General features: G+C 72.2%; 20 protein-coding genes. 13 read left to right on the top strand and 7 right to left on the bottom strand.

The window, feature by feature from the left end; translation table 11 throughout:
* Positions 1 to 12: 12 nt before the first annotated feature.
* The 8 genes from ACQEVI_RS12470 (at position 13) to ACQEVI_RS12435 (ending at position 10271) form a co-directional block, all read left to right on the top strand.
* Complete coding sequence (locus tag ACQEVI_RS12470; RefSeq protein WP_432898950.1) at positions 13 to 225, top strand: hypothetical protein; 213 nt, start codon at positions 13 to 15, stop codon at positions 223 to 225.
* Entirely contained in the window at positions 222 to 1580 is a 1359-nt protein-coding gene (locus ACQEVI_RS12465) for an EsaB/YukD family protein (RefSeq protein WP_432898947.1), read from the top strand. Before ACQEVI_RS12470 ends, ACQEVI_RS12465 begins: the two co-directional genes overlap by 4 nt.
* On the top strand, positions 1580 to 2377 hold the full coding sequence (locus ACQEVI_RS12460; RefSeq protein ID WP_432898944.1) for a MinD/ParA family ATP-binding protein: 798 nt from the start codon (positions 1580 to 1582) through the stop codon (positions 2375 to 2377). Before ACQEVI_RS12465 ends, ACQEVI_RS12460 begins: the two co-directional genes overlap by 1 nt.
* A complete protein-coding gene (eccCa, locus tag ACQEVI_RS12455; protein WP_432898942.1) occupies positions 2374 to 6462 on the top strand; it encodes a type VII secretion protein EccCa in 4089 nt (1362 codons plus the stop codon). Before ACQEVI_RS12460 ends, eccCa begins: the two co-directional genes overlap by 4 nt.
* Positions 6452 to 7099 (top strand): hypothetical protein, encoded by a 648-nt coding sequence (locus ACQEVI_RS12450; protein ID WP_432898939.1) that lies wholly within the window; start codon positions 6452 to 6454, stop codon positions 7097 to 7099. The genes eccCa and ACQEVI_RS12450 overlap by 11 nt, the downstream gene beginning before the upstream one ends.
* A gap of 64 nt (positions 7100 to 7163) precedes the next feature.
* Positions 7164 to 7484 carry a metal-sensitive transcriptional regulator gene (locus ACQEVI_RS12445; protein WP_432898937.1) on the top strand — a complete coding sequence of 107 codons (321 nt, stop codon included), beginning with the start codon at positions 7164 to 7166 and terminating at the stop codon, positions 7482 to 7484.
* Between the two features lie 47 nt (positions 7485 to 7531).
* Positions 7532 to 7840, top strand: coding sequence for a heavy-metal-associated domain-containing protein (locus tag ACQEVI_RS12440; RefSeq protein ID WP_116673181.1), 309 nt, complete (start codon positions 7532 to 7534; stop codon positions 7838 to 7840).
* A gap of 40 nt (positions 7841 to 7880) precedes the next feature.
* On the top strand, positions 7881 to 10271 hold the full coding sequence (locus tag ACQEVI_RS12435) for a heavy metal translocating P-type ATPase (RefSeq protein WP_432898933.1): 2391 nt from the start codon (positions 7881 to 7883) through the stop codon (positions 10269 to 10271).
* Between the two features lie 12 nt (positions 10272 to 10283).
* On the opposite strand, the gene ACQEVI_RS12430 is transcribed toward ACQEVI_RS12435, so the two are convergent.
* The 4 genes from ACQEVI_RS12430 to ACQEVI_RS12415 are packed head-to-tail and all read right to left on the bottom strand — an operon-like array spanning position 10284 to position 12943.
* Positions 10284 to 11093: an ABC transporter permease gene (locus ACQEVI_RS12430; protein WP_432898930.1), complete on the bottom strand. Its 810-nt coding sequence runs from the start codon at positions 11091 to 11093 to the stop codon at positions 10284 to 10286.
* Positions 11090 to 11953, bottom strand: coding sequence for an ABC transporter ATP-binding protein (locus ACQEVI_RS12425; protein WP_432898927.1), 864 nt, complete (start codon positions 11951 to 11953; stop codon positions 11090 to 11092). Before ACQEVI_RS12425 ends, ACQEVI_RS12430 begins: the two co-directional genes overlap by 4 nt.
* On the bottom strand, positions 11950 to 12261 hold the full coding sequence (locus tag ACQEVI_RS12420) for a transcriptional regulator (protein WP_432898924.1): 312 nt from the start codon (positions 12259 to 12261) through the stop codon (positions 11950 to 11952). The genes ACQEVI_RS12425 and ACQEVI_RS12420 overlap by 4 nt, the downstream gene beginning before the upstream one ends.
* Positions 12245 to 12943, bottom strand: a complete 699-nt coding sequence (locus tag ACQEVI_RS12415; protein ID WP_432898921.1) for a hypothetical protein — start codon at positions 12941 to 12943, stop codon at positions 12245 to 12247. The genes ACQEVI_RS12420 and ACQEVI_RS12415 overlap by 17 nt, the downstream gene beginning before the upstream one ends.
* A gap of 157 nt (positions 12944 to 13100) precedes the next feature.
* On the opposite strand from ACQEVI_RS12415, the gene ACQEVI_RS12410 reads away from it, so the two are divergent.
* The 3 genes from ACQEVI_RS12410 (at position 13101) to ACQEVI_RS12400 (ending at position 18115) form a co-directional block, all read left to right on the top strand.
* Positions 13101 to 14618, top strand: a complete 1518-nt coding sequence (locus ACQEVI_RS12410) for a S10 family peptidase (protein ID WP_432898918.1) — start codon at positions 13101 to 13103, stop codon at positions 14616 to 14618.
* 28 nt (positions 14619 to 14646) lie between these two features.
* Complete coding sequence (locus ACQEVI_RS12405) at positions 14647 to 15444, top strand: CPBP family intramembrane glutamic endopeptidase (RefSeq protein ID WP_432898915.1); 798 nt, start codon at positions 14647 to 14649, stop codon at positions 15442 to 15444.
* 127 nt (positions 15445 to 15571) lie between these two features.
* Positions 15572 to 18115: a flippase-like domain-containing protein gene (locus ACQEVI_RS12400; protein WP_432898912.1), complete on the top strand. Its 2544-nt coding sequence runs from the start codon at positions 15572 to 15574 to the stop codon at positions 18113 to 18115.
* A gap of 13 nt (positions 18116 to 18128) precedes the next feature.
* Here the strand turns inward: ACQEVI_RS12400 and ACQEVI_RS12395 are convergent, their stop codons facing one another.
* From ACQEVI_RS12395 to ACQEVI_RS12385, 3 genes are all read right to left on the bottom strand, one after another.
* Complete coding sequence (locus tag ACQEVI_RS12395; RefSeq protein WP_432898909.1) at positions 18129 to 19382, bottom strand: type II toxin-antitoxin system HipA family toxin; 1254 nt, start codon at positions 19380 to 19382, stop codon at positions 18129 to 18131.
* Positions 19379 to 19636, bottom strand: a complete 258-nt coding sequence (locus ACQEVI_RS12390; RefSeq protein WP_432898906.1) for a helix-turn-helix transcriptional regulator — start codon at positions 19634 to 19636, stop codon at positions 19379 to 19381. Before ACQEVI_RS12390 ends, ACQEVI_RS12395 begins: the two co-directional genes overlap by 4 nt.
* A 178-nt stretch (positions 19637 to 19814) precedes the next feature.
* Complete coding sequence (locus tag ACQEVI_RS12385; protein WP_116673175.1) at positions 19815 to 20096, bottom strand: HU family DNA-binding protein; 282 nt, start codon at positions 20094 to 20096, stop codon at positions 19815 to 19817.
* A gap of 319 nt (positions 20097 to 20415) precedes the next feature.
* Between ACQEVI_RS12385 and ACQEVI_RS12380 the strand changes: the two genes are divergently transcribed.
* Together ACQEVI_RS12380 and ACQEVI_RS12375 are read left to right on the top strand one after the other, a co-directional pair.
* A complete protein-coding gene (locus tag ACQEVI_RS12380) occupies positions 20416 to 21822 on the top strand; it encodes an MFS transporter (protein WP_432898903.1) in 1407 nt (468 codons plus the stop codon).
* A 156-nt stretch (positions 21823 to 21978) separates the two neighbouring features.
* Positions 21979 to 24081: a glycosyl hydrolase family 28-related protein gene (locus ACQEVI_RS12375; protein WP_432898900.1), complete on the top strand. Its 2103-nt coding sequence runs from the start codon at positions 21979 to 21981 to the stop codon at positions 24079 to 24081.
* Positions 24082 to 24127 lie beyond the last annotated feature (46 nt).

The raw sequence follows: 24127 nt of genomic DNA, 5'->3' as shown, positions 1-24127 counted from the left end.
AGGTGGCCACCGATGGCGCGTGATCCGGACAAGCAGCTGCTCGAATCCGTCGAGACCCGGCGCGCACGCCTCATCTCCGCCTTCCTGCACGGGGAGCTCGCCGGGCGGCGAAACGTCTCCGACAACGTCAAGCGGTTGGTCGGCAGCATCGTGCTCGCCGCCGTGGCGTGCGCCGGCTGTGCCGGGTACTCGTTCGTGAACAACCTCGGAGGACTGGGCCAGTGAGCCGCTTCACCCGCGTCACGGTGGTGGGCTCCGCCCGCCGCGGCGACATAGTGCTGCCGTCCGACGAGGAGCTCGCGGTACTGCTCCCGCAGATCCTCGACCTGGTCGCCGAACCGCCCGGACAAGGGGCGGTCACCCTGGTGCGGCACACCGGCGACCAGCTCGACGTCTCCCGTGACCTCGACACCCTCGGCCTGCCGGACGGCGAGATCCTCCGGGTCGTCCATACCCAGGACGCACCGCCGCCCGCCGAGATCGCCGACGTCACCGAGGCGGCGACCGACGTGCTCGCCGACCTGCCAGGACAGTGGGACGAGCGTGCTCGCCGTGCCACCGGGGCCGTCGGCGTCGGCCTGATCGCCGGTGCGGCCGGGATCGTCCCCGCGTACGACGCAGGGCCGGACAGCGCCGCCGCCGGGATGCTCGGCATCATCGTGCTGGTGCTCCTGGTCCTCAGCGCCTCCGCCCCGCGCGCCCGCAGCCGCCGCGAGCGCGGCGCCTGGCTCCGGCTGGCGGCCGGCTCAGCGGCCGCGGGACTGGGCCCGGCTCTCGGCCTCGCGGTCGCCGCGCTCCCGCCCGTGGCGGACCTGGTCGGCCCCGTCCCGGACAGGGCGGCGCTCCAGCTCGCCGGGATCGTCGCGTTCGCCGTCGCCTGCTGTGCGCTGTGGGCCGCCGGCGTCTCCCATCGCAGCCGGGGGATGCTCGCCGGCGCGGGAACCGGCATCGGCCTGGTCCTCCTGGCCTCGGTCCCGGTCGGGTTCGACCTCGGGTCCGACCGGGCCGCGGCCGTCGTCGCAGCGGTCGCCGCGGTCCTCCTGGGGGTGTTGCCGGCTGTCGCGCTGAGCACGTCGGGCGTGCACCGCCTGGACGACGCCACGCTCGAGGGCGACACCCCTGACCGACAGGTGGTGATCCCCTCGCTGGAGGAGGCCTACCGTGCCCTGACCTGGACGACCGTCGCCACGGGGATCGCGCTCGCCTTTGCCGCGGCAGTCCTGCTCTCCACCCCGACGCTCTGGTCGCGGCTGCTCGGCATCGCGGTGCTCCTCGTCGCGGCCCTCCGCGTGCGTCCGCTGCCGCTCACCGCCCAGGTAGCGTCCCTGTGGGGCGCGGTGGCGGCCTCGACCGTCATCGGCACCCTCGCCGCTCTGGGCGGGAACCCCACGCTCACCGCCGTGGTCCTCGGTGCCCTGGCCCTGCTCGTGACGTTCATGGTGTCTCGCACGCCGAACGCCCAGCAACGTGCGCGCTGGCGCCGGGCCGGCGACGTGCTGGAGCTGTTCGCGATGCTGGTCGTGGTGCCGGCGGTGCTCGGCGTGTTCGGCGTCTACGAGCTGCTGCTCGGGGTCTTCTGATGGAGACCGGCACCACTGACACGTTCCGCGCCGTCCTGCGTGGCGCCGGCCGGTTCGCCCAGGACGCCGCCGCCTGGGACACCGCCGTGCGCGCGCCGGTGGGCACCAGCCGGCGCATCACGTTCCTGGCGGCCGACGGCGGCACGGGGACCACCACTCTCGCCTCGGCGGTCGCCCTGACCCTCGCGCGGCGGCGCACCGGGCCCGTCCTGGCGCTCGACGCGGCGGGCGGGCCGTCCGCCCTGCGCACGCGCCTGGGGGTCGACGACGCCCCGGCGCTCGACGACGTCGCCTACGGCGCCCCCGTCCGGTCCCTCGCCGACGCCCGCGCAGCCACGCGGGAGGCCCGGCCCGGTCTGCATCTCGCCGGGGCGTCCGGCTGGCCGCCCCACCTCTCGGTCTGGAGCGATGCAGCGGCTGCTCTGGGGCGGTTCTTCGAGGTGGTCGTGACGGACGCCGGACGGCGCAACCCTGACGACGCCGCTCAGCTCGCCGCCGAGTCGCACGTGACCGCCGTCGTCGCCCGGACCGACGCCGGGGCGTTCGCCGCCGGCCGGACCCTGGCCGACAGCGTCCGGGGCGCGCTTCCCCACGCCCCGGTGGTGCTCGTACTGGTCGGGGTGGCGCCCGGCGAACCGCCCTTCGTGCACACCGAACGGCCGGGGTCGCTGGCGGTGCCGCACGACCACGCTGCGGCACGGTCGCTCGGTACGCCCCTGCCGCAGCTCGACGCACGGACCCGCGCCGCCGTCGCGAAGACGGCCGCGCACCTGCTCACCGAGGCGAGGACTGCATGACGCAACGGATCGTGCACCGCCCCGCCCGTGCCGTGCGACCGCTCGCGGCGCCGCCGGAGCGCACCCTGGCCACACCGCCGGCCGTCGGTAGCGGCAATGTCGCCGGGCTGCCCCTGCAGGCGCTGCTGCCGCTGGTCGGCGCGGTGTCGTCGATGACGATGATGCTGGTGCTGCGCAACAACCCGGTGATGGTGCTGGTGGCGCTCGTCGTGCTGGTCGTGGCCCTGGTCGGCGGGCTGGGCACGGCGCTCAGCCAGCGCGGCAACGCCACCCGTACCCGGCACGACCAGCGCGAGCGCTACCTGGACCATCTGGAGACGCTGCGCGCCGACCTGCGCACCGCCGAGCACGCGGCTCGCGCAGAGGCGCACACGGTGCACCCGGCCCCGGCGGCGCTGCTCGACGTCGTCCGCGACCCGGCCCGGCTGTGGGAGCGGCGGCGCTGGGACCCGGACTTCCTGGAGGTCCGGGTCGGTGTCGGCGACGTGCCACGTCCCGGTCTCACGATGCCGCTCACCGACAGCCCCGCCGAGCCGCCGGACCCCATGCTGCTGGCCGAGGCGCGGAGCGTCGTGGACCGCCACTCGCGTCTGCGCCACGTCCCCGTGGTCGTCCCGCTCGACAGCGTCGGCGACGTCGCGGTGGTGGGCACGCGCGCGGAGACCCTCGACGTCGTGCACGCGATGCTCGCTCAGGTCGCCGCCCTGCACGCACCCGATGACGTGCGCGTCGCCCTGGTCACCCCACCGGACCGGCTGGCCGACTGGCGCGGGGTGGACCTGCTGCCCCACGTCGTGGACGACACGGTCTTCGACGGGCCCGCCGCCGTGCGACGCGTCGCGCCCGACCTGGCCGGTCTGCGCCGCCTGCTGGCCGCGGACCTGGAGGGCCGTGCCGCACGCGCCGCGGAGGCGCACCGACGGTCGGGGCCGGGAGCGGCCGACCGCGGTCCGCGGCTGATCGTCGTCGTCGACGGGTGGGGCGAGACCGCCCAGCCCTTCGGCACCCCCGACGTCGCGCTGGGCCTCGCGGACCTCGGCGTCACCGTGATCCATCTCGTGTCCAACCGGCTGCACGAGCCCTCGGAGACCGCGCTGCGCATCACCGCGCGCGCGGCGGGATCGCCGGGCCGGTCGGACGGCGGCGTCGAGCTCGTCGTCGACGACCTGCGGTACGGCCTGGCCGCCCAGACGCCGCCCCCGGTCCACGCGGCGCCGGACGCCCCGAGCGCCGCGGTGCTACGGGGGATCGCCCACGCACTCGCCCCGGTGCGGCTCAGCGTGTCGTCCGCCGACGGCTCCCCGTCCGCCGAGCGCGCGGCGCGCACGGACGAGCTGCTCGGCGTCGACTCCGTGACGCACCTGGACGTCCCCGCGCTGTGGGGGCCGCGGTCGCCGCGAGACTTCCTGCGCGTGCCGATCGGCACGGACGACGACGGCGCGCCCGTGCTGCTGGACCTCAAGGAGTCCGCCCAGCTCGGCATGGGGCCGCACGGCCTGTGCGTCGGCGCGACCGGTTCCGGCAAGAGCGAGCTGCTGCGCACGCTCGTCGCCTCGCTCGCGGCGTCCCACCCGCCCGAGGACCTGGCGATGATCCTGGTCGACTACAAGGGTGGCGCCGCGTTCGCGCCGTTCGAGGGCCTGCCCCACGTGGCCGGGATCCTGGACAACCTGGCCGACGACGCCGGGCTGACCGAGCGGGCCCGCGCGAGCTTCTCCGGTGAGGTGCTGCGCCGCCAGCAGGTGCTGCGCGACGCCGGTTCGCCGTCGATCACCCACTATCGCGAGATGCGGCGCGAGCGCCCCGACCTCGAACCGCTGCCGCACCTGCTGCTGGTCATCGACGAGTTCGGCGAGCTGCTCACGGCGGAGCCGGAGTTCGTGGACCTGCTGCTCATGATCGGCCGGATCGGGCGGTCGATCGGCGTACACCTGCTGCTGTCGAGCCAGCGGATCGAAGCCGGTCGGCTGCGTGGCCTGGAGACGTACCTGTCGTACCGGATCGGGCTGCGGACCTTCTCGGAGGCGGAGTCGTCGATGGTGCTGGACACCCCCGACGCGTTCCACCTGCCGGCGGTGCCAGGGTTCGGGTATCTCAAGGTCGACACGAGCGTGTACCGGAGGTTCCGCGCGGGGTACGTGTCCGGCCCGGTCGAGGCGGCAGGCTCGGTGCCCGAGCCGGACGACCAGCTGCGCCGTCCGCTGCTGCTGGGGCAGTACAACGACATCCGGCGGGCCAACGGGATCGCTGCCGCAGGGTCGAGCGTCGGCGAGCCGGAGCTGGCCCGGCCGTCGGTCGAGCGGCCGATGGTCGACGTCATCGTCGCGCAGCTCGCCGCCGCCGGCGCGCGGGCGCGGCCGGTGTGGCTCGCCCCGCTGCCCGCCCAGGTCACCCTGGGCGACGTGCTGGGCAGGATGCACGTACCGACGTCGGACGAGCTGGGAAGCGGCGCGGTGCGCGGCCGCCCGCTGGCCGTGCCGGTCGGACTGCTGGACGACCCTGCCCGCCAGCGCCAGGAGACCTGGGAGCTCGACCTGACCCGCGCGGGCGGGCACGTCGTCGCGCTCGGCGCACCGCAGTCCGGTCGCACGACGTTCCTGTGGTCGGTCGCCGTGGGCCTCGCGCTCACGCACACCCCGCAGCAGGTAGCCGTCTACGGGATGGACCTGGCCGGCGGAGGGCTGGCCCGTATCGAGGGGTTCCCGCACGTGGGCGGGGTCGCCACCCGGTCCCGCCGGGACCAGCTGCGACGGCTCCTCGAGGAGCTGCTCGGCATGCTGGCCACCCGCGAACGGGTATTCGCCCGATACCGGATCGACTCGCTGGCGATGCTGCGCGCACGGCACGCCACGGGCGGGATCCCGGAGCTGCCCGCGGCGGACGTGGTGCTCCTGGTGGACGGCGTGGGGCTGCTGCGCCAGGACTTCGAGGAGCTGGAGGAGGGGTTCGGCGAGCTCCTGCAGCGCGGCGGCGGGTTCGGCATGCACGTGGTCGTGGCGACGGGGCGCTGGAACGACCTCCGGTCCGCGCAGCAGAACCTGATCGGCACCAAGGTGGAGCTGCGGCTCAACGACCCGGCGGACTCGACGATCGCACGCAAGCTCAACGGCACGATCCGGGCCGCGCAGGCGGGCCGGGTACTGACCGACGACAAGCTGTTCGCGCAGGTAGCGCTCCCGCTGCTGGGGGCGCCCGGTGGGTCGGACGAGGCGGACGCGCAGGTGGGCAACGGCGTGGAGGCGCTGGCGCGGCTCTCCGCGCAGGCGTGGGCGGGCCCGGCCGCGCCGCCCATCCGGATGCTGCCCGACGACCTGTCGTCCGACGATCTGCCCGATCCGCTGGACGAGCCCGACCAGCTCCCCTTCGGGCTGCGTCAGGACACCATGGAGCCGGCGCTGCTGGACCTCGAGAACAGGGACCAGCACCTGCTCGTGCTGGGCGACTCGGGCAGCGGCCGGACGACCTTGCTGCGCACCCTGGTCACCGCTCTGACCGACCGGAGCACCACTGACGAGCTCACGCTCGCGCTGTACGACATGCGGGGCTCCGTGGCCGACGCCGTCCCGGACGACGAGTACATCGGCGGGCTCGCGACCAACCCCGTCAAGGCTCTCGAGCTGTCGGCGACCGTGGCCGTCGAGCTGGAGAAGCGGACGCAGTGGCTCGGCAGCGCGCCGCGCGGCACGGGGATCGAAGGCCCCCGCATAGTGGTGGTGGTGGACGACGAGGACATCCTCTCCTCGGGTGGCACCGATCCCCTGCGGCCCCTGCTCCGGTACCTGCCCGCAGCGCGCGACCTGCGCCTGCACGTGATCATCGCCCGCCCCGTCGCCGGTGCGTCCCGCGCGCTGTACGACCCCGTGCTGCAGGCTCTGCGGGACATCGGGGCCAGCGGGTTCGTCATGTCCGGAGAGCGGTCAGAGGGGCAGCTGTTCCCGGGCGTCCGCGCCGAGCACCTCCCGCCGGGCCGGGGTGTGTGGGCCCGCCGGGGCGACCGCCCCGTGCTGGTCCAGGTGGGCCGCCCGTGGCCCGCCGCGCCGCCGCCCGCCACCGCGACAGCCGATGGGAGCAACCGTGCCTCGTGAGATGACGGCCCGGCCGAACGACCCCGCCGCGCAGCAGTGGCTCGCGGCCGACCTGGGTCCGCGTACCGCGCGCATCGTCGTCGTGGGCGTCGCGGGCGGCGTGGGTGCCACGACGCTCGCCGCCCTCGTCGCCCGGGTCGTCGCGCGAGCGCGGCCGGGTCGCGTCGCCCTGGTCGACCACACCGGTGGCACGCTGGCCGAGCGCGCAGGCAACCCGCCGGACGCCTGGGCGTGGGCGGCACCCGGTACGGCCCAGGTCTCGGTCGAGTGCGCCGGGGCCACCGCGCTGCTCCCGGGCGAGACGCCCGCGCGCGCACCGGGCGCTGTACCGCTGGTGGTGACGCCGTGGCACCCGGAGGGGCTGCACCTCGCGGGCCGGGCAGCTGCCGGGCTGCCCGGCGCCCTCCTGGTCGGGATCGACACGGCGTGGCTGTACCGCAGGGCCCACCGGGTCCCGGACGATCTGGGGCTGCCGTACGACGTCGCGCTCACCGCGCCCGGCGCCGTGCGTGACGACCTCCTCGGCGCCCCGGCCCGTGCCGCCGTGCTCGCCGTCGCCGTCGAGGCGCTCGCGCGGGCATATTCCGCCGGCAGCGGGGCGGCCCGGAGCCCGCTGGCGTCCGGCCCGGTCGGATAGCGCGCCGCTATGCCTCTGGCCAGCACACTTGACTCGCTACCCCCATGGGGTATCTGATGGAGTGGTGACCGAGGCGACCGAGACCACCCACTCGCACGACGAGCCGCACGGCTACACGTCCGACAAGCCCGCGTACCTCAAGCGGATGCGTCGTATCGAGGGACAGGTGCGCGGCATCGCACGCATGATCGACGAGGACGCGTACTGCATCGACGTGCTCACCCAGGTGAGCGCCGTGACGAAGGCCCTGCAGGCGGTGAGCCTCGCGCTGGTCGAGGATCACCTGGGGCACTGCGTGGTCGACGCGGCCAAGGCGTCCGACGACGAGGGCGCCGCCAAGGTCAAGGAAGCCGCCGAGGCGATCGCTCGCCTCGTCCGCATGTGAACACCGATCGGCTGCGTGCCGATCAGCCCGCCATCCGAGGAGACGACATGACCACCGTGACCAAGCTTGCCGTGACCGGTATGACCTGCGGGCACTGCGTGTCCGCCGTGACCAACGAGCTCAAGGGCGTCCCGGACGTCCAGGACGTCAGCGTCGAGCTGCACGCCGGCGACACCTCGCTGGTGCGCGTGATCTCCAAGCTGCCCCTTGCCGAGGCGCCGCTGCGCGACGCGGTGGACGAGGCAGGCTACGACGTGACCGACGTCGAGGTGCTCGAGAACGCGGTAGCCGCCGAGTCGGCGGCACAGGCCCCGGCCCGCCAGGCGAACCGCTCGCTGCCGATCATCTCGTCCTGACCGTTCCGAAGCGTCGGGCACCCCCACTCCCAGGAGAACCGTGACTGTCGTTGAAGCGCCGCATCTCGTCGGCGAGGTCGAGCTCGCCGTGTCCGGGATGACCTGCGCCTCGTGCGTGGCCCGGGTCGAGCGCAAGCTCAACCGGCTCGACGGGGTCGCCGCCACCGTGAACCTGCCCCTGGAGTCGGCGCACGTCGTGCTGTCGGAGGCGGTCACCGACCAGGACCTGGTCGAAGCCGTCGAGTCGGCCGGATACGGCGCGCAGGTGACGCGGCGGCGGGCCGCCAACGGGTCGAGCCCGTCCGAGGACACGAGCGCCGGCGGCGAGCCGGGCGCGACCCCGGCGGTCGGCGCCGAGTACCGCGGCGACGACCTGCTCCGCCGGCTGCGCGTCTCGGCGGCGCTGACGGTCCCGGTGCTGCTCCTGTCGATGGTGCCGGCGCTGGCGTTCCCGGGCAGCGAGTGGGCGGTCGCCGCCCTGGCGCTGCCCGTGGTCGCGTGGGGTGCCTGGCCGTTCCACACCGCCGCCGTGCGAGCCGCCCGGCACGCCAGCTCGACCATGGACACGCTCGTGTCCATCGGCGTGCTCGCGGCGACCCTGTGGTCGCTGTGGGTGCTGGTCGCCGACACGCTCCGGCCTGCGGGCGAGGGCGCGGGCCCGGGCCTGTACTTCGAGGTCGGCGCGGTGGTCACCACGTTCCTCCTGGCCGGACGGTACGCCGAGCACCGGTCGCGGCGCCGCGCCGGGGACGCCCTGCGCGCCCTCCTGAGCCTGGGCGCCAAGGACGCGGAGCGCATCACGCTCGGCCCGGACGGCATACCCCTGCGCCTCGCCGACGGCGGCTGGCGCACCACTGCCGTGCACGTCGCCGCCCTCCAGGTCGGGGACGTGTTCGCGGTCCGCCCCGGCGGAACGGTCGCCACGGACGGCACGGTGGTGGAGGGCGCCTCGGCCCTCGACACCTCCCTGGTCACCGGCGAACCGGTGCCTGTCGACGTGACGCCCGGCGACGACGTCGTCGGCGGGACGGTGAGCACCTCGGGACACCTGCTCGTGCGCGCCACCCGCGTGGGCGAGGACACGATGCTCGCCCGTATCGGGCGGCTCGTGGCCCAGGCGCAGACGGGCAAGGCCCCCGTGGCGCGGCTCGCGGACCGCATCTCCGCGGTGTTCGTTCCGGTGGTGCTCGTGCTGGCCGTGCTGACGCTGGTCGGCTGGCTGGCCCTGACCGGCGACGTCGAGGCGGCGTTCACCGCCGCCGTCGCGGTGCTGATCATCGCGTGCCCCTGTGCGCTGGGGCTGGCCACGCCGACGGCGATCCTGGTCGGCACCGGCCGCGGCGCCCAGCTCGGTGTGCTGATCCGCGGGCCGGAGATCCTGGAGAGCACGCGCCGCGTGGACACGGTAGTGCTCGACAAGACCGGCACGGTCACCGAGGGCCGCATGCGGGTGGTCGACGTGTGGGGTGCCGGCCTGCCTACGGTGGTCGAGCCCGTCGAGACCGACGCCAACCACCTCACCGACGCCCCGGACGTGCTGCGCTACGCGGCCGCCGTCGAGTCACTGAGCGAGCACCCCATCGCGCGGGCGATCACTGCCGCGGGACGCTCCGCCGGGGAGCCGGAGACGGGGACGCCGCTCGAGGTCACGGGCTTCATCGCCCACCCGGGCGGCGGCGTCGAGGGCCTCGTCCGGCGCGCGCACTCCGGCCTGGCCCTCGGCGGGGCGCTGAACACCCGCCGCGTCCTGGTGGGCCGCCCCGCCTGGCTCGTCGAGCAGGGGGTGACCGTCCCGGAGGAGGTACGTATCGCCGTCCGGGAGCAGGAAGAGGCGGGGGCCACCGCGGTGGCCGTGGCCTGGAACGGGGCCGCCCGCGGGGTGATCGCGCTGCGCGACCCGGCCAAGTCGACGTCGGCGCGGGCAGTGGCCGAGCTCCAGGAGCTGGGCCTGCGACCGTACCTGCTGACCGGCGACTCGGAGGGTGCCGCCCTCGTCGCGGCGCGGGCCGTGGGCATCCCCTCCGCTGACGTCATCGCCCGCGTGCTGCCAGCGGACAAGGCCACGGTGGTGGCCCGGCTCCAGGCCGAGGGCCACACGGTGGCGATGGTGGGCGACGGCGTGAACGACGCCGCCGCGCTCGCCACCGCCGACCTCGGTCTCGCGATGGGCACCGGTACCGATGTCGCGATCGAGGCGAGCGACATCACGCTGGTCCGCGGCGACCTGCGGGCCGCCGCGAGCGCCGTACGCCTGTCCCGGAAGACTCTGCGGGTCATCAAGCAGAACCTGTTCTGGGCGTTCGCGTACAACGTCGCGGCGATCCCGCTGGCGGCGGCGGGCCTGCTCAGCCCGATGATCGCGGGCGGAGCGATGGCGGCGAGCTCGGTGCTGGTGGTGCTGAACTCCCTGCGCCTGCGCCGCGCGGAGTAGGGCGACCACCGCTCAGCGGAAGCGGCGGCCCTCGTCGTTGCGGTAGGCGACGATCGCGAGCACGACGAACAGCAGCGTCCACCCGGCCAGGACGGGGAGCGCCAGGGAGTATGCCTCCGCGCCCGTCGTGGCCTGCACCAGCAGGTCACGGCCGGCCCGGGTGGGCGTCGCCATCGAGATCGCGTCGAGCCAGCCGGGGAACATCTGCGGCGGCAGGAACAGCCCGCCCGCGAAGGCCAGCGGGAACAGGATGATCTGCACGACGGGCAGCGCCGCCTTGGCGGAGAGCGCGTACCCGATCGCCATGCCGAGCAGCACGAACGGCACGGACACGGCGAGGATGGTCCCGATCCCGGCGAGCAGCTGCCCCGGCGTGACGGTGGCCTCGGTGAACAGCCAGCCGATGATGATCAGCGGCAGCACACCGAACAGCGAGAAGATCCCACCGTTGAGCACGCGGGCCACCATCTGCGGGCCGGGCCCGGTGGGCAGCGACCGCAGGAACGGGTAGAACGGCAGCTGCCGGTCCTCGGCCACACCGAGGCCGTAGGTGAACAGGCTCGCCGAGCAGACGGCGAACAGCGCGAGGCTGGCGACGGCGGTCGTCGCGAACAGGGGGTTGCCCGCGACCGCCGTCTGCGGCACGACGAAGAAGAACATGGACAGCGACGGGAACAGCACGTTCCCGAGCACCGCGATGGGGATCCGGACGGTCTCCAGGAACTGGTACTTGAGGTGCAGCCAGGACAGCGCCAGAAAGGGCTGGGTGTGCCCGCTGCCCGTCCTGCTGCCCGACGTCGTCGTGCTCGCCACCGCGCTCATCGCACTGCCTCTTCCGGGGTCTCGTGGTTGACCAGCTGTCCGAATGCTTCCTCCAGGGACGCGCCCCGGATCTCCAGGTCGCGGAACTCCACGCCGGTGGCGACCAGGTCCCGTACGAAGGCGTCCGAGTCGGGGACGAGGTGCTCCTGCCGCACACCCGCGGCGTCGGTCAGCTGCACCCGACGCGCGCCCACCCGGCTGAGGACGGTCTCGAGGGAGTCGTCGGCGAGCACCTTGCCGTGGTCGATGACGACCACGCGCTCGGCGAGCGCCTGCACCTCCTCGAGGTAGTGCGACGTGAGCAGCACCGTCCCACCCCTGGCGTGGTACTCCCGGATGGCGTCCCACAGCGCGGCGCGACCGGACACGTCGAGCCCGGTGGTGGGCTCGTCGAGCAGCACCACGCTCGGCCGCCCCACCAGCGACATGGCGACGGCGAGCCGCCGCTTCTGCCCGCCGGACAGCGAACCGGTCTGGCGTCGACCCAGGTCGGCGAGCCCGAACTGCTCCAGCAGCTCGTCCGTCGGCACCGGGTCGGGGTAGTGGCCGGCCACGAAGTCGACGACCTCGCGGACCCGCAGCGTCGCGGGCAGGCCCGTCTCCTGCGGGGTCAGGCCGAGCACAGTGCGCGCCCGGGCGTCCCGCGGGTCACGGCCGTCCAGGCGCACCACCCCGGCGTCGGGCCGCCGCTGGCCGCTGACCAGGGACAGCAGCGTGGACTTGCCGGCCCCGTTGGGGCCGAGCATGCCCACCAGCTCGCCGCGCCCCACCTCCAGCGATACATCGTCGAGGGCGACGACAGCGCCGAAGCGCCGTGTCACACCCTTCACCTCTACGGCGCCGACCTCTACCGCACTCATCCCTGTGCTCCCTTCAATAGGCCCATCAGTGCCGCTTGATAGTCCGCGAACGCGGTGCGGCCGGTATCGGTGAGGGCCAGGTACGTCGCAGGTGTCCTGCCCTCATGGGTCTTGGTGACGCGCACGTATCCGGCGTCCTCCAGCTTGCGCAGGTGGGTCGACAGGTTTCCGGCGGTCATGTCGAGCAGCTTCCGCAGCTTGGGAAAGGCCACCTCGTCACCACGGCCCATGGCCGCGAGCGAGGCCACGACGCGCAGCCGCGCGGGGACGTGGATGACAGGGTCGAGCTCTTCAGGCACCCTGGTCACCGCCCTCCGTCCGGGCCGTGGGCGGGGATGCGCGGCGTCGGCCGCGCAGGACATGCTCGACGACCACCATGGCGAGGAATCCGCCGCCGCCCGCGACCGCCATCACGAGGTAGGTATTCGGCATCCCCGCATACGCGGCGACCACAGCTGTGATCAGCATCCAGCCGCCGATGGCGATCATGCGGTTCTCGCAGAACAGCATGCCGCCCGCCATGTACATGAGTCCGACGATCAGCGCGGCGACCCCGTTCGCGACGAGTGCCAGCGCCTCGGGCGGAGCACCCGCGTCGCCCATCGCACCGAGGAGCGCGCCGTAGACGGCGAACGCGAGGAACCAGGTCCACCCGTAGAGCGCCCCGACCCGGGCGCTCACGCCGCGGGTGCCTGCGGTCCGGCTGATGCTGTGCGCGATCGTGAACACCATCGCGCCGACGATGCACCCGGTGAACACCCACGCGGCCCAGCGCTCCGGGCTGCCCGTGTCGCGTGCGGTGGACCACATGGCCAGATACCCGATCAGCCACGCCAGGCCCCAGACGCCGAACAGCATGCGGCCGTCAGGCTCGACGGCGTCCCGCGTGGTCTCCTGCTGCTCCCGGATCATGCGGAGCGTCTCGGCGGGGTCGAGCCCCGCCGGTTCTCCCGGTCCCTCCGGCCTGCCCGACGTCGGGTCGCTTGCCATGATGATCTCCTCGCCTCACAAACTGGTTTGTCCTGCAAACTAGTCTGTCAGACCTGCACGCATGGGCGCAATGCCTTTTCGACGTGAGTGCGTCGCCGGGCCCGTACAGCCCGAAAACGACATGATCGCGCCGCACCTGCCGCGATAGGTTCCCCAGGTGACCGACGAGAAGAGCACCAGCACCGACCGACCCGAGGCGACCACGACGGAGCAGAGTGGGGCGTCAGGCGGTGAGGCCGCGCCGAAGAAGCCCGAACCCACCGACGACCTCGTCACCACGCGGCACACGCTGCACACCCCGCAGGGCGACCTGGACTACAGCGCCACGACCGGCCGGGTCGTGCTGCGTCAGGAGGTCCACAAGGACGAGAAGTACGACGGCCGCAAGCCCAAGGCAGAGGTCTCGATCACCTACTACACGCTCCACGACACAGACGTGACGCGCCGCCCCGTGACGTTCGCGTTCAACGGCGGACCGGGCTCGTCATCGGTATGGCTGCACCTGGGCCTGCTCGGACCCCGGCGGGTCGACTCGGGCGACGTCGGCGACCTGACCGCCCCGCCGTACGGGCTGGTCGACAACCTGGAGACGCTGCTGCACGTCTCCGACCTCGTGTTCATCGACCCCGTGTCCACGGGCTACTCGCGGGCGACCGAGGGCGAGCAGGCCAAGCCGTTCCACGGGTTCACGGGCGACCTGGAGTCGGTCGGCGAGATCATCCGCCTGTGGACGAGCCGTAACGACCGGTGGATGAGCCCCAAGTTCCTCATCGGCGAGTCGTACGGAGGTACCCGCGGGGCCGCGCTGGCCGAGTACCTGCAGCAGCGCTTCGGCATGTTCTTCAACGGCGTCATGCTGGTGGCTCCCGCGCTGAACCTGGAGGCCCTGTTCGACGGCGAGCACTCCAACCTGCCGCATCCCCTGTTTCTGCCGCTCTACGCGGCGACCGCGCAGTACCACGGCCTGCTCGGCGACCGCACGATGGACGACGTCGTCGCCGAGGCGCGGGACTGGGCGGAGACGTACGCCTCGGTCCTGGCCCGCGGAGCGCGCGTGCCCGACGACGAGCGCGCCGCCGCCGTCGCGAAGATCGCCTCCCTGACCGGGCTCGGCGAGGACTACGTCGACCGCGCCAACCTGCGGCTCGAGCACACCCGCGTCTACGCGGAGCTGCTGCGCTCGCGCCGCCTGATCACGGGGCGCCTCGACACCCGCTTCACCGGGCCGGCCGACCACTACATCCACGAGCAGATGCCGTACGACCCGTTCATGTCCGCCACGTCGGGGCCGTACACGGCGGCACTGCACCACTACCTGCGGGGCGAGCTCGAGTACGAGAACGACGCGATCTACGAGGTGCTCTCCCGCCAGGTGCACCCCTGGTCGTACAAGGAGTTCGAGGGCCAGGCCGTCGACGTCGCCGACAAGCTCGCGACGGCGATGATCATCAACCCGCACCTCCAGGTGCACATCGCCATGGGCCGGTACGACGGCGGCGTCCCGGTCGAGGCCATCGAGTACAGCCTCGACCAGATGGCGATCCCGGCGTCCTACCGCGACCGCATCGAGACCCGGGTGTACCCGGCGGGCCACATGATGTACATCCACCAGGAGTCCCGGGTGGCGCAGGCAGCGGACCTCGCGGACTTCGTCCGCCGCGCGTCGAACCGCTGATCGATGGTCGGCAGATAGGTTTCCGGACGTGAGCGTCATCGAGCAGCCAGTCTCCAACCGCCGTGTCGCCGCCGAAGTCTGGATAGTGCTCGGGCTCAGCCTGGGCCAGTCGGCGGTCTACGCGCTCGTCAACATCGCGGCCCGCCTCACCGCGGGCACGCCGCTCGGCGAGCAGACCGCCACGCTCAACGCGAGCCGGTCCGAGCGCCCCTACCTCGACCTCGTCTACCAGCTGCTGAGCATCGGGTTCGCGCTGGTCCCGGTGGCGCTGGCGCTGTACCTGCTCAGCGGGCCGGGCCGCAGCGCGGTCCGCAGCCTCGGCCTCGACCGGTCCCGCCCGGGCCGTGACCTCGGCTGGGGCGTCGCCCTGGCCGCGGCGATCGGCATCCCGGGGCTCGCGTTCTACGTCCTCGGACGCGCGCTCGGCATCACCGTGGAGGTGCAGGCCAGCGCCCTGGACACCCACTGGTGGATCGTCCCGGTGCTGCTGCTCAGCGCGTTCCAGAACGGGCTGCTCGAGGAGGTGATCGCCGTCGGCTACCTCTACGAGCGCACGCGGGAGCTCGGCTGGAACCGTGTGAAGTTCATCGTGGCCAGCTCGCTCCTGCGCGGGTCGTACCACCTGTACCAGGGCATCGGACCGTTCATCGGGAACGTGGTGATGGGCGTCGTCTTCTCGTGGTTCTACACGTCGCCGAGGTTCCGGCCCGACGGTCGACGCCGCGTGATCCCGCTGGTCGTCGCCCATACGCTGCTCGACGTCGTGGCGTTCGTCGGCTATGCCCTGGTACCCGCGGAGTGGCGCGAGGCCCTGGGGATCCGCTGATCCCGAGCAGGGCAGTACAAGGGACTTCGCCGACCTGACCGGACCTGCCTGGCCCGCCCTGGAAAGAAATGGGTGTCGCCACCGCTCCTCCGGTCATGTGCGGCCCAACGCCCTTAGAATCCGAGACATGTCCAACTCGAGCATCGGCAGCGTTGGCGCCGGTGCCGATCTGTCCGACGCTCCGCGTACCGCGCCGGCCGGGTCCGACCTGGTCGACGTCGTCGACACGCCGGAAGTGCGTGTCCGGCACCCGCGCGCGCTGGTCTGGATGATCGGGTGCGCGCTGGGCGTGGCGGGCGTCCTGATCCTCTCGGTGGTCGCGCACGGCACCACGGAGGGCGTCACCGAGGACGTCCGGGGCTTCAACGACCTGCTGGCCGACATCCTGTTCGTCCCGGTGGCGGTGCTGCAGGGACTGGTCAGCATGTTCGCCCCGGTCGCCGTGATGATCGAGCTGGCGGTCCGCCGCCTGGGCAGGCAGATCGTCGAGTCGATCGTCGGCGCCGCCCTCGGTCTGGTGCTGGGTGTCCTCGCCACCGTCCTGCTGCGACAGCTCGGCTCGGACGAGCTCGTGCGCGGCATGTCGGTGTGGGAGAGCGGCACCGGTTACGTACTGACCATCCCGGAGTACGCGGTCGCCCTGACCGCGATGCTCACGGTCGCGGGGCCCGCCACGCGACGCCGGACCGTCCGCATCTCGTGGAACCTCATGTTCGCGGCCCTGCTGATCGTGCTGATCACCGGCCAGGTCTCGCTGCCGGGGGTGCTCGTCGCGCTGCTGCTCGGCCGACTCGCCGGATCCTCGGTGCAGTACGTGTCGGGCACGCGCAGCGAGCGTGCGTACGGGCCGGACCTCGTGACCGCCGTGCGCCGCGCCGGCTTCGTGCCGACGTCGTTGGCCCGGGTGCAGGCGCAGCCCGTACAGACCGGCGACGAGGCCACCGCGTCCGCCGGGGCCGGCACGCCGGACGCCACGCCCGACGACCCGGTAGCGCTCGCCCTGAGCCGCGCGGACGGCAACCGCGTGTACGCCCTCTACTGCGACGACGGCGTACGCCGCGACGTGGTGGTGCTCGACGGCGACCGCCAGGTCGTCGGGCTCATCACGCGCCTGTGGCGGGCCCTGCGCCTGCGCGGGATCGAGGGCCGCGCCGCCATCTCGCTCAAGGCCGTCGCCGAGCGCACCGCCCTCCTGTCCTACGCCGCGACCGCCGCCGGCGTCCGCACCCCCCGGCTCCTGGGGATCGGCGAGTTCGGCGACTCGATAGCGCTCGTCCTCGAGCACGCCTCCCCGGCGCTGTCGCTCCGCGACCTGCCCGACGACGACGTGGACGACGGCCTCATCGCCGAGGCCTGGGAACAGCTCGGCCGGGCCCACGCGGCGGGCCTCACGCACCGCGCGCTGACGCAGGACGTCCTGCTCACGCACCGCGACCCCGACGGTGACCCGCACGTGTGGGTCACCGGCTGGGAGCAGGGCGACATCGCGTCGCCGCCGCTCTCGCGCCGCCTCGACCTCGTGCAGATGCTCGCGCTCATCGGGCTGCGGGTAGGCCCCCGGCGCGCCGTCGCGTCGGCGGTCCGCGCGCTGCCCGACGCCGACATCGCCGCCATCGGGCCCCTGATCCAGTCGATAGCCCTGCCGCGGACCACCCGCGAGGAGGTCCGGCGGGCGAAGGGCCTCCTGGGCGAGCTGCGGGGCGCCCTGGTGGAGCGCCTGCCCGAGGCGAGCGTGCAGCCGCAGCGCATCTCCCGGTTCAGCGCGCGCACCGTGCTGACCACGACGCTGATGATCATCGCGGTCGCGGTGATCGTGACCACCATCAACTTCAACGAGATCACGCAGGCCGTGCGCGAGGCCAACCCGTGGTGGATCGCCGTGGCGTTCGCGCTCGCCCTCCTCACCTGGTTCGGCGCCGGTCTCACGCTCGTCGCGTTCTCACCGGTGCGCGTGCCGATCGGGCGAGCCACGTGCACTGCCGCGGCAGGCTCGTTCGTCGCTCTGGCGGCGCCGGCGGGCATCGGACCGGCGGCGCTGAACCTGCGCCTGCTGACGCAGCGCGGGGTGTCGATGTCGATGGCCGTGGCCACCGTCGCGCTGGTCCAGGTGTCGCAGTTCGTCGTCACGGTGCTGCTGCTCGTCGCGCTGTCGATCTTCACGGGGTCCGGTGCCCTCGTGGAGCTGCCGTCGCCCGCGGTCCTGATCACCCTGGCGGGCATAGGGGCGGTCGTCGTCGCGACGCTGCTGGTGCCGCCCGTACGGCGCTGGGGCATGGGGTACATCGGACCGAGGCTGCGGCAGGTGTGGCCCCGGCTGGCCCAGATGCTGAGCCACCCCGGCCGGCTGGCGCTCGGTGTGGCGGGGAACCTGATCATGACGCTGGGCTACATCATCGCCCTGTGGTGCTGCCTCGCGGCGTTCGGGCAGTCGCTCTCGCTGGTCGACATCGCCCTCGTCAACCTCGTGGGCAACGCGCTCGGCGCGCTCATCCCGACCCCCGGCGGCCTGGGCGGTGTCGAGGGCGCCCTGACGGCCGGCCTGACGGCCGCCGGCGTTCCGGCGACCATCGCGTTCTCCGCGACCATCCTGTACCGCCTGTGCACCTACTGGGGCCGCGTGCCGCTGGGCTGGGTGGCGATGAAGTACCTGGAGCGCAAGGGCGACCTCTGACAGCGAGGACGAGTCACAAGTTGGCGAGCGCCGCCGCGCAATGATCCCCGATCCGAGTGAGCATTCGTTCTCGCAGCGCCGCATTGCGGTGTTCTTCGAATGCCTGCTCCAGCGCTCCTGGAATGTCAGTGGCAAGTTCCTGGACGATTGCTCGGACCCGGTCCGCTGAGACGCGGCACTGGCGGGCCAGCTTTCCCCAGTGGGCTCCAGTCACCTGACCAAACTTCTTCTCCCCGCCGATGCCCATCGCCGCAAGGTCCAGCTCATGGTCAGCGGTCGTGGGTTCGTAGGGGAGCGACGATGCGACGTCGTACAAGGGCGCGAGGCTCACCTGTGATCCGGCCAGGAGCAGCGAGTAGTTCTTTGCATGCGCATCCGGAGCACCCATCAAATAGTTGAATGCGACAGCACGCACGAAGGCCGGCACGTCGCTGCTCGGTTCGGACCCGCTCTCCCAGAGCAGGCTGGCGATCCGCGCCGCCGTCGGCCCTCCGCTCGCCTCGTACTTGCGCCATGGATAAACAGACAGTGCCTGACACATGTCCTCCTGATGCACGCGCGTGATCGTCCCGTCTGCAGCACGACGACGGTCGTACCGCGTGACGACCAGAGCCGCCTGGTCCTCGAAGGTCGTGAACTCTGTAGCAGCGGCGTTCATACCGAGAATGCGCGCGGTTCGGAGACAGACGTGCTCGTTCAGGGCCTGGTCCCGATAGCCAGATACACCTGGCTTCACGATGTGCGTCGACGGCGCAGCCCCGGTCGCCTCGTACCAGCGGCCATCCACACCCCGTGACAGTGCGAACTTCCCCTGAGCCCCAGCAAGGCTCCATCGCTCGCCACCAACCGCCCACGCCGTCTCATCGGACCGCAGACCCATCAGGTGTGCTGCAATGTCACGCTCGCTGACTCGTTCAAGGACCGCCTGGCGTTCAACGCCTTCGCCATCAGGATGGAACTCGACAGCTCCGGCGCAATCCACCCCCATGTGTTCGAGCAGCGCGAACGCGTTGCGGCCATTGACGCCAAATTTCTGCCCCCATCGTTCGCGAACCTCACTGTTGTCCGGAAGCAGCCCCTCGAGGAACGGATCGATCCGCTTCTTGCCATAAGGGCTTGCAGTGATCGGCATCGCGAGAGACATCGGCGTGCTACCGGCTTCGACATAAGCTTCGGCGTAGGTGAAGAAGTGGCCGCCTCCGGTTGTCTGCACAAGCGTGCCGATGCGTTGCCCGTAGAGGTGGACAGCAAGTGAGCGGTCGGTCACAGGTCTCCCCACTTCAGGTCGATTTCCACGTCCTCGGTATCTGACGCCTCCTCAAGGACCATGGCTAGGCCGAGCGCCCTTGCGATGGTGATGATGCGACCGATCTCGCCTGCTGGATGGCCGTTCTCGACATTGATGATGGTTCGGCGAGAAACGCCGGATCGCTCGGCAAGCCCTGCCTGCGTCAGCCCAGCCTTGAGGCGAGCCGCCTTCAGCCCGATGCCCAGCGAGTACGCGTCCCGAACTTTCACCATGATGTGAGCGTACGCGCACATCGCGTCAAAGTGCAAGTACGTACACATTGGGGTGATGTGCGCGTACGCTCACATCACCCAGCTACAGAGCAGGGGCTCACCCACGAACATGCGAAGGCCCGACTCCCCTGGTGGGGAGCCGGGCCTTCGCCTCGCTATAAAAATCAGCGGCGAAGCGTCACTTCGCGACGGCCTTCTTCAGCAGCGAGCCGGCGCTGATCTTGACACCGAAGTTCGCCGGGATCTGGATCTCCTCGCCGGTGCGCGGGTTGCGACCCGTGCGGGCGGCACGCTCGACGCGCTCGGCCGAGAGGAAGCCAGTCACCTTGACGGCCTCGCCCTTGGCGAGCGACTCGATCAGCACCTCCTGGAAGGCGTTGAGCGCGGCCTCGGCCTCGGTCTTGTTGATCTCGGCCTTGCTGGCGATGGCCGAGACGAGCTCGGACTTGTTGAGCGACATGCGGTTCCCTTCTTCGGTCACGTCGTGCGGCGGTACCCGCCCGACGACGAGGCCCCATACTGCCAGCAGATCGGCAGGAATTCGCGGAGAACGGGTACTTCTACGGCGAGTCGTGGCTAACTTTCTGCTCTCAGAGGACGCGAACCTGTGTACGAGCCTGTGGACGACGACGGTGAAGGGCCTCCCGGAGCAGTGTCACCCCGCACTATCCGATGACTTCCGCAACCCATAGCCGTCTACCGTTCCAGTAGTCCCGCGCCAATGAGAGGAAATCGTGGAGAAACCGCCGAACGAGCTCCCAGCCACCGTCGAAGGCGTCGTGAACACCACTCAGGACGCCTCCGAGGACACCGCGGAGCTCGCTGCTCCAGCTCCCGCGGACGTCCCGCACGCGCGGCGCAACCTGGTCGTGCTCGTGTTCAGCAACCTGCTGGCCGGTGTCGGGGTCGCCTCCGGTGCCGCCGTCGGTGCGCTGCTCGCCGAGAGCCTGGGCGGCACCTCCGTGGCCGGCCTCGCACAGGCCGTCGGGGTGCTCGCCGCCGCCGTCGCCTCGATCCCGCTCGCGACGCTCGCCCAGGTGCGCGGACGCCGCTGGGCGCTGTCGCTCGGCTACGCCCTCTCCACGGTGGGTGCGCTGCTCATCGTCACGGCGGCCGTCGTGGGGCAGCTCGTCGTGCTGCTCGTGGGCCTGACGCTCTACGGCGTGGCCAACGCGACCAACCTGCAGTCCCGGTACGCGGCGGCGGACAACGTGGGTTCGGGTACCCGCGCCCGGACGATGTCGGTGGTCCTGTGGTCCACCACCGTCGGCTCCGTCGTGGGACCCAACCTCGCGGCACCCGGTGCCGTGGTGGGCAGCGGGTTCGGTGTGCCGGCCCTCGGCGGCCCGTACCTCTTCTCGATCGTCGCGTACCTGCTGGCCGGGCTCGTGCTCGCGGCCCTGTACCGGGACCCGGTGGGCAACGCGGTCACGGCCGCCACCACCGCCGTCGGGCGGCTCGGCAGGCGGACCGACGGCGCCGCACGCGCCGAGCCCCGCCGGACCGGGGCCCTCGCCGCGCTGCGGTGGGCCTGGGCACACCCCCGGGCACGGTTCGCCGTGGTGACCACCGCCGTCGCGCACGGCGTGATGATCATGGTGATGGTGATGACGCCCGTGCACATGCAGCACGGCGGGATGTCGCTGCAGCTCGTGGGCATGGTGATCAGCCTGCACGTGCTGGGGATGTTCGCGTTCAGCCCGGTGTTCGGCTGGCTGTCCGATCGCTTCGGCCCGCTGCGGGTCGCCGTCGGCGGGCTGGTGCTGCAGGGCGCGGCGGTGGTCCTGGGCTTCCTGGCCGCCGCGATGGTGCCGGACGCCGACGCGGGTTCCGGCGCGCACGCAGGGCACGACGCCGCCGGCCCGGCGCTCGACACCGAGGTGCTCACGGCGGTGGCCCTCGTGCTGCTCGGGCTCGGCTGGTCGGCGTGCGTCATCGCGTCGTCGGCGGTGCTGGCGTCCGTGGCAGAACCGCACGTCAAGCTGCCGCTGCAGGGCGCGACCGATGCGCTGATGAACTACTTCGGCGCGGGCGCCGCCGCCCTGGCCGGCCCGCTCCTCGCCTGGGGCGGGTTCCAGGCGGTGAACACGGCGGGCGCCGTCCTGCTGCTGCCCGCCGTGGTGACGGTGATCCTGGCGGTGCGGCACCGCGACAGCCCTCTGCGGACGCAATCACTTGCGGTCTAGCTGCAAAAAATCGATGCATCGCTGAAGAATCTTGATGGAAGTGGTTGCCCAGGCCCCTTCCCAGACCTACGCTCGACGTGCGGCAATGCAGCCGCCCGGCCCGAAGCCGGCGCCAGCCAGCCGGCCCTGGGCCGGCCTGACAGAGTCGAGTCGACGATGACACGCCCTGCTCCCCCACTTCCTCCGGCCCTGGCCCGACGGCCCCTCGACGCGCGGCTCACCGCGTGGGTGGTCGCCGGCGCCCTCCTCGCGACCGCCGCCACGACGGCGTCCGCCACGGCACAGCCCCGGCCCGCGGACGGACCGGTCGTCACCCGCGCCGGGCTCGACCCCGCGCTCGTCGCCGGCCGCGGGGCGGACGTACCGTTCCTCGAGCAGGAGGCGGAGCAGGCAGTCACCACCGGCACGGTGCTCGCCCCGAGCCGGGACGCCTACACGCTCGCGGCGGAGGCGTCCGGGCGTTCCGCAGTACAGCTCACCGAGGGCGAGTACGTCGACTTCACCCTGCCCGCCGACGCGGACGCGATCACGGTGCGCTACTCGATCCCCGACGCACCGGAGGGCGGCGGGATCACGTCGCCGCTCGACGTGCGGGTGCTGCGCGCCCATCGTGGCCACCTCACTCCCGCGGGACCGGCCCGTGCGCTACGGCTGACCTCCGAGTACGCCTGGCTGTACAACGCGTACCCGTTCACCAACGATCCGCAGGCCGACCTCACGCAGCCCGACTGGTGGTACCCGGAGTGCGCCTGCGTGCCGGGGACGGCCACGCCCGACTGGCTCGTCAAGCCGTTCCGGCCCAGCCACTTCTACGACGAGCAGCGCCTCCTGCTCGGCAAGACCTACCGCGCGGGCGACGTGGTGCGCCTGTCGGTCCCCCGCGGCGCCACGGCGGACCGCACGACGATAGACCTGCTCGACTCCGAGCTCGTCGGACGGCCGGCGGCCAGACCACGCGGCGCGGTGAGCGTGCTGCGGTTCGGCGCCGACCCGACGGGCCGCCGAGACTCCGGTGCCGCGTTCCAGCGCGCCGTCGACTGGGCGTCGGCCCACGACCGCACCCTGTGGATCCCGGCGGGCACCTTCCAGGTCAACCAGCACGTCGTGGTCGACGACGTGACCGTCAAGGGCGCGGGGAGCTGGCACTCGGTGGTCCGGGGCCGCGAGGTCGAGCTGGCCGAGCCGGCGCCCGACGGTTCGGTGCACACCGGCGTCGGCTTCTACGGGAAGTACGCCGAGGACGGCGGATCGACCGACGTGCACCTGTCCGGCTTCGCGATCGTCGGGGACGTCCGCGAGCGCATCGACACCGACCAGGTCAACGGCGTCGGCGGGGCGATGAGCGACTCCACCGTCTCGGACCTGTACATCCACCGCACGAAGGTGGGCCTGTGGTTCGACGGACCGATGTCGAACACGCACGTCTCCGACGTCGTCGTCACCGACCAGATCGGGGACGGCGTGAACTTCCACCGCGGCGTGACCGACTCGTCCGTGACCAACAGCTTCTTCCGCAACACCGGCGACGACGCGCTGGCCATGTGGGCGCAGGTCGACCAGAACAGCGGCAACACGTTCGCCCGCAACACCGTGCAGACACCGGTGCTGGCGAACGGCATCGCGATCTACGGCGGCCGTGACATCACCGTCGAGGGCAACCTCGTCGCCGATCCGGTGCGCGAGGGTTCCGGGCTGCATGCCGGTGCGCGCTTCGGCGCGGAACCGTTCGAGGGCGCGCTCACGTTCCGCGACAACACGACCGTGCGGGCGGGCGGCCTGGACCTGAACTGGCGGATCGGCCTCGGCTCGCTCTGGTTCTACGCGCTGGACAGCAGCATCTCCGCTGACATCACCGTCACCGGCGACCACTACCTCGACAGCACGTACAACGCGATCATGCTCGTCACGGAGTTCGGCGTGAAGGACGAGCACCGGATCGACGGCGTGCGGGTCCGCGACGTCCGGGTCGACGGCGCGGGGACGTCGGTGCTCAGCGCCCGGACGGCGGGGTCGGCCTCGTTCGAGAACGTCGACGCGCGCAACGTCGGCTGGGCCGGTGTGAACAACTGCGGGGCGTTCAACTGGGACTTCGAGAACGGCTCGGAGTTCACGGTCGCCGACCTGGGCGGGAACGACGGGCAGACCGGCACGCCCTGGGGTGACGGACCTGCGAACTGGCTGACCCGCTACCTGCCGAACGTCATCAGCTGCAACGACACCCCGACCGTCGTGGCACCGCCGGCCCCGTCGCCGTGGTGAGCTCGTCCCACATGGCAGAACCTCAGGTCACTCACGTGGTCTGAGG

Source organism: Promicromonospora sp. CA-289599 (assembly GCF_050936155.1).
Taxonomy (GTDB): Bacteria; Actinomycetota; Actinomycetes; order Actinomycetales; family Cellulomonadaceae; genus Promicromonospora.
This window is presented reverse-complemented; position numbering and strand designations above follow the sequence as displayed.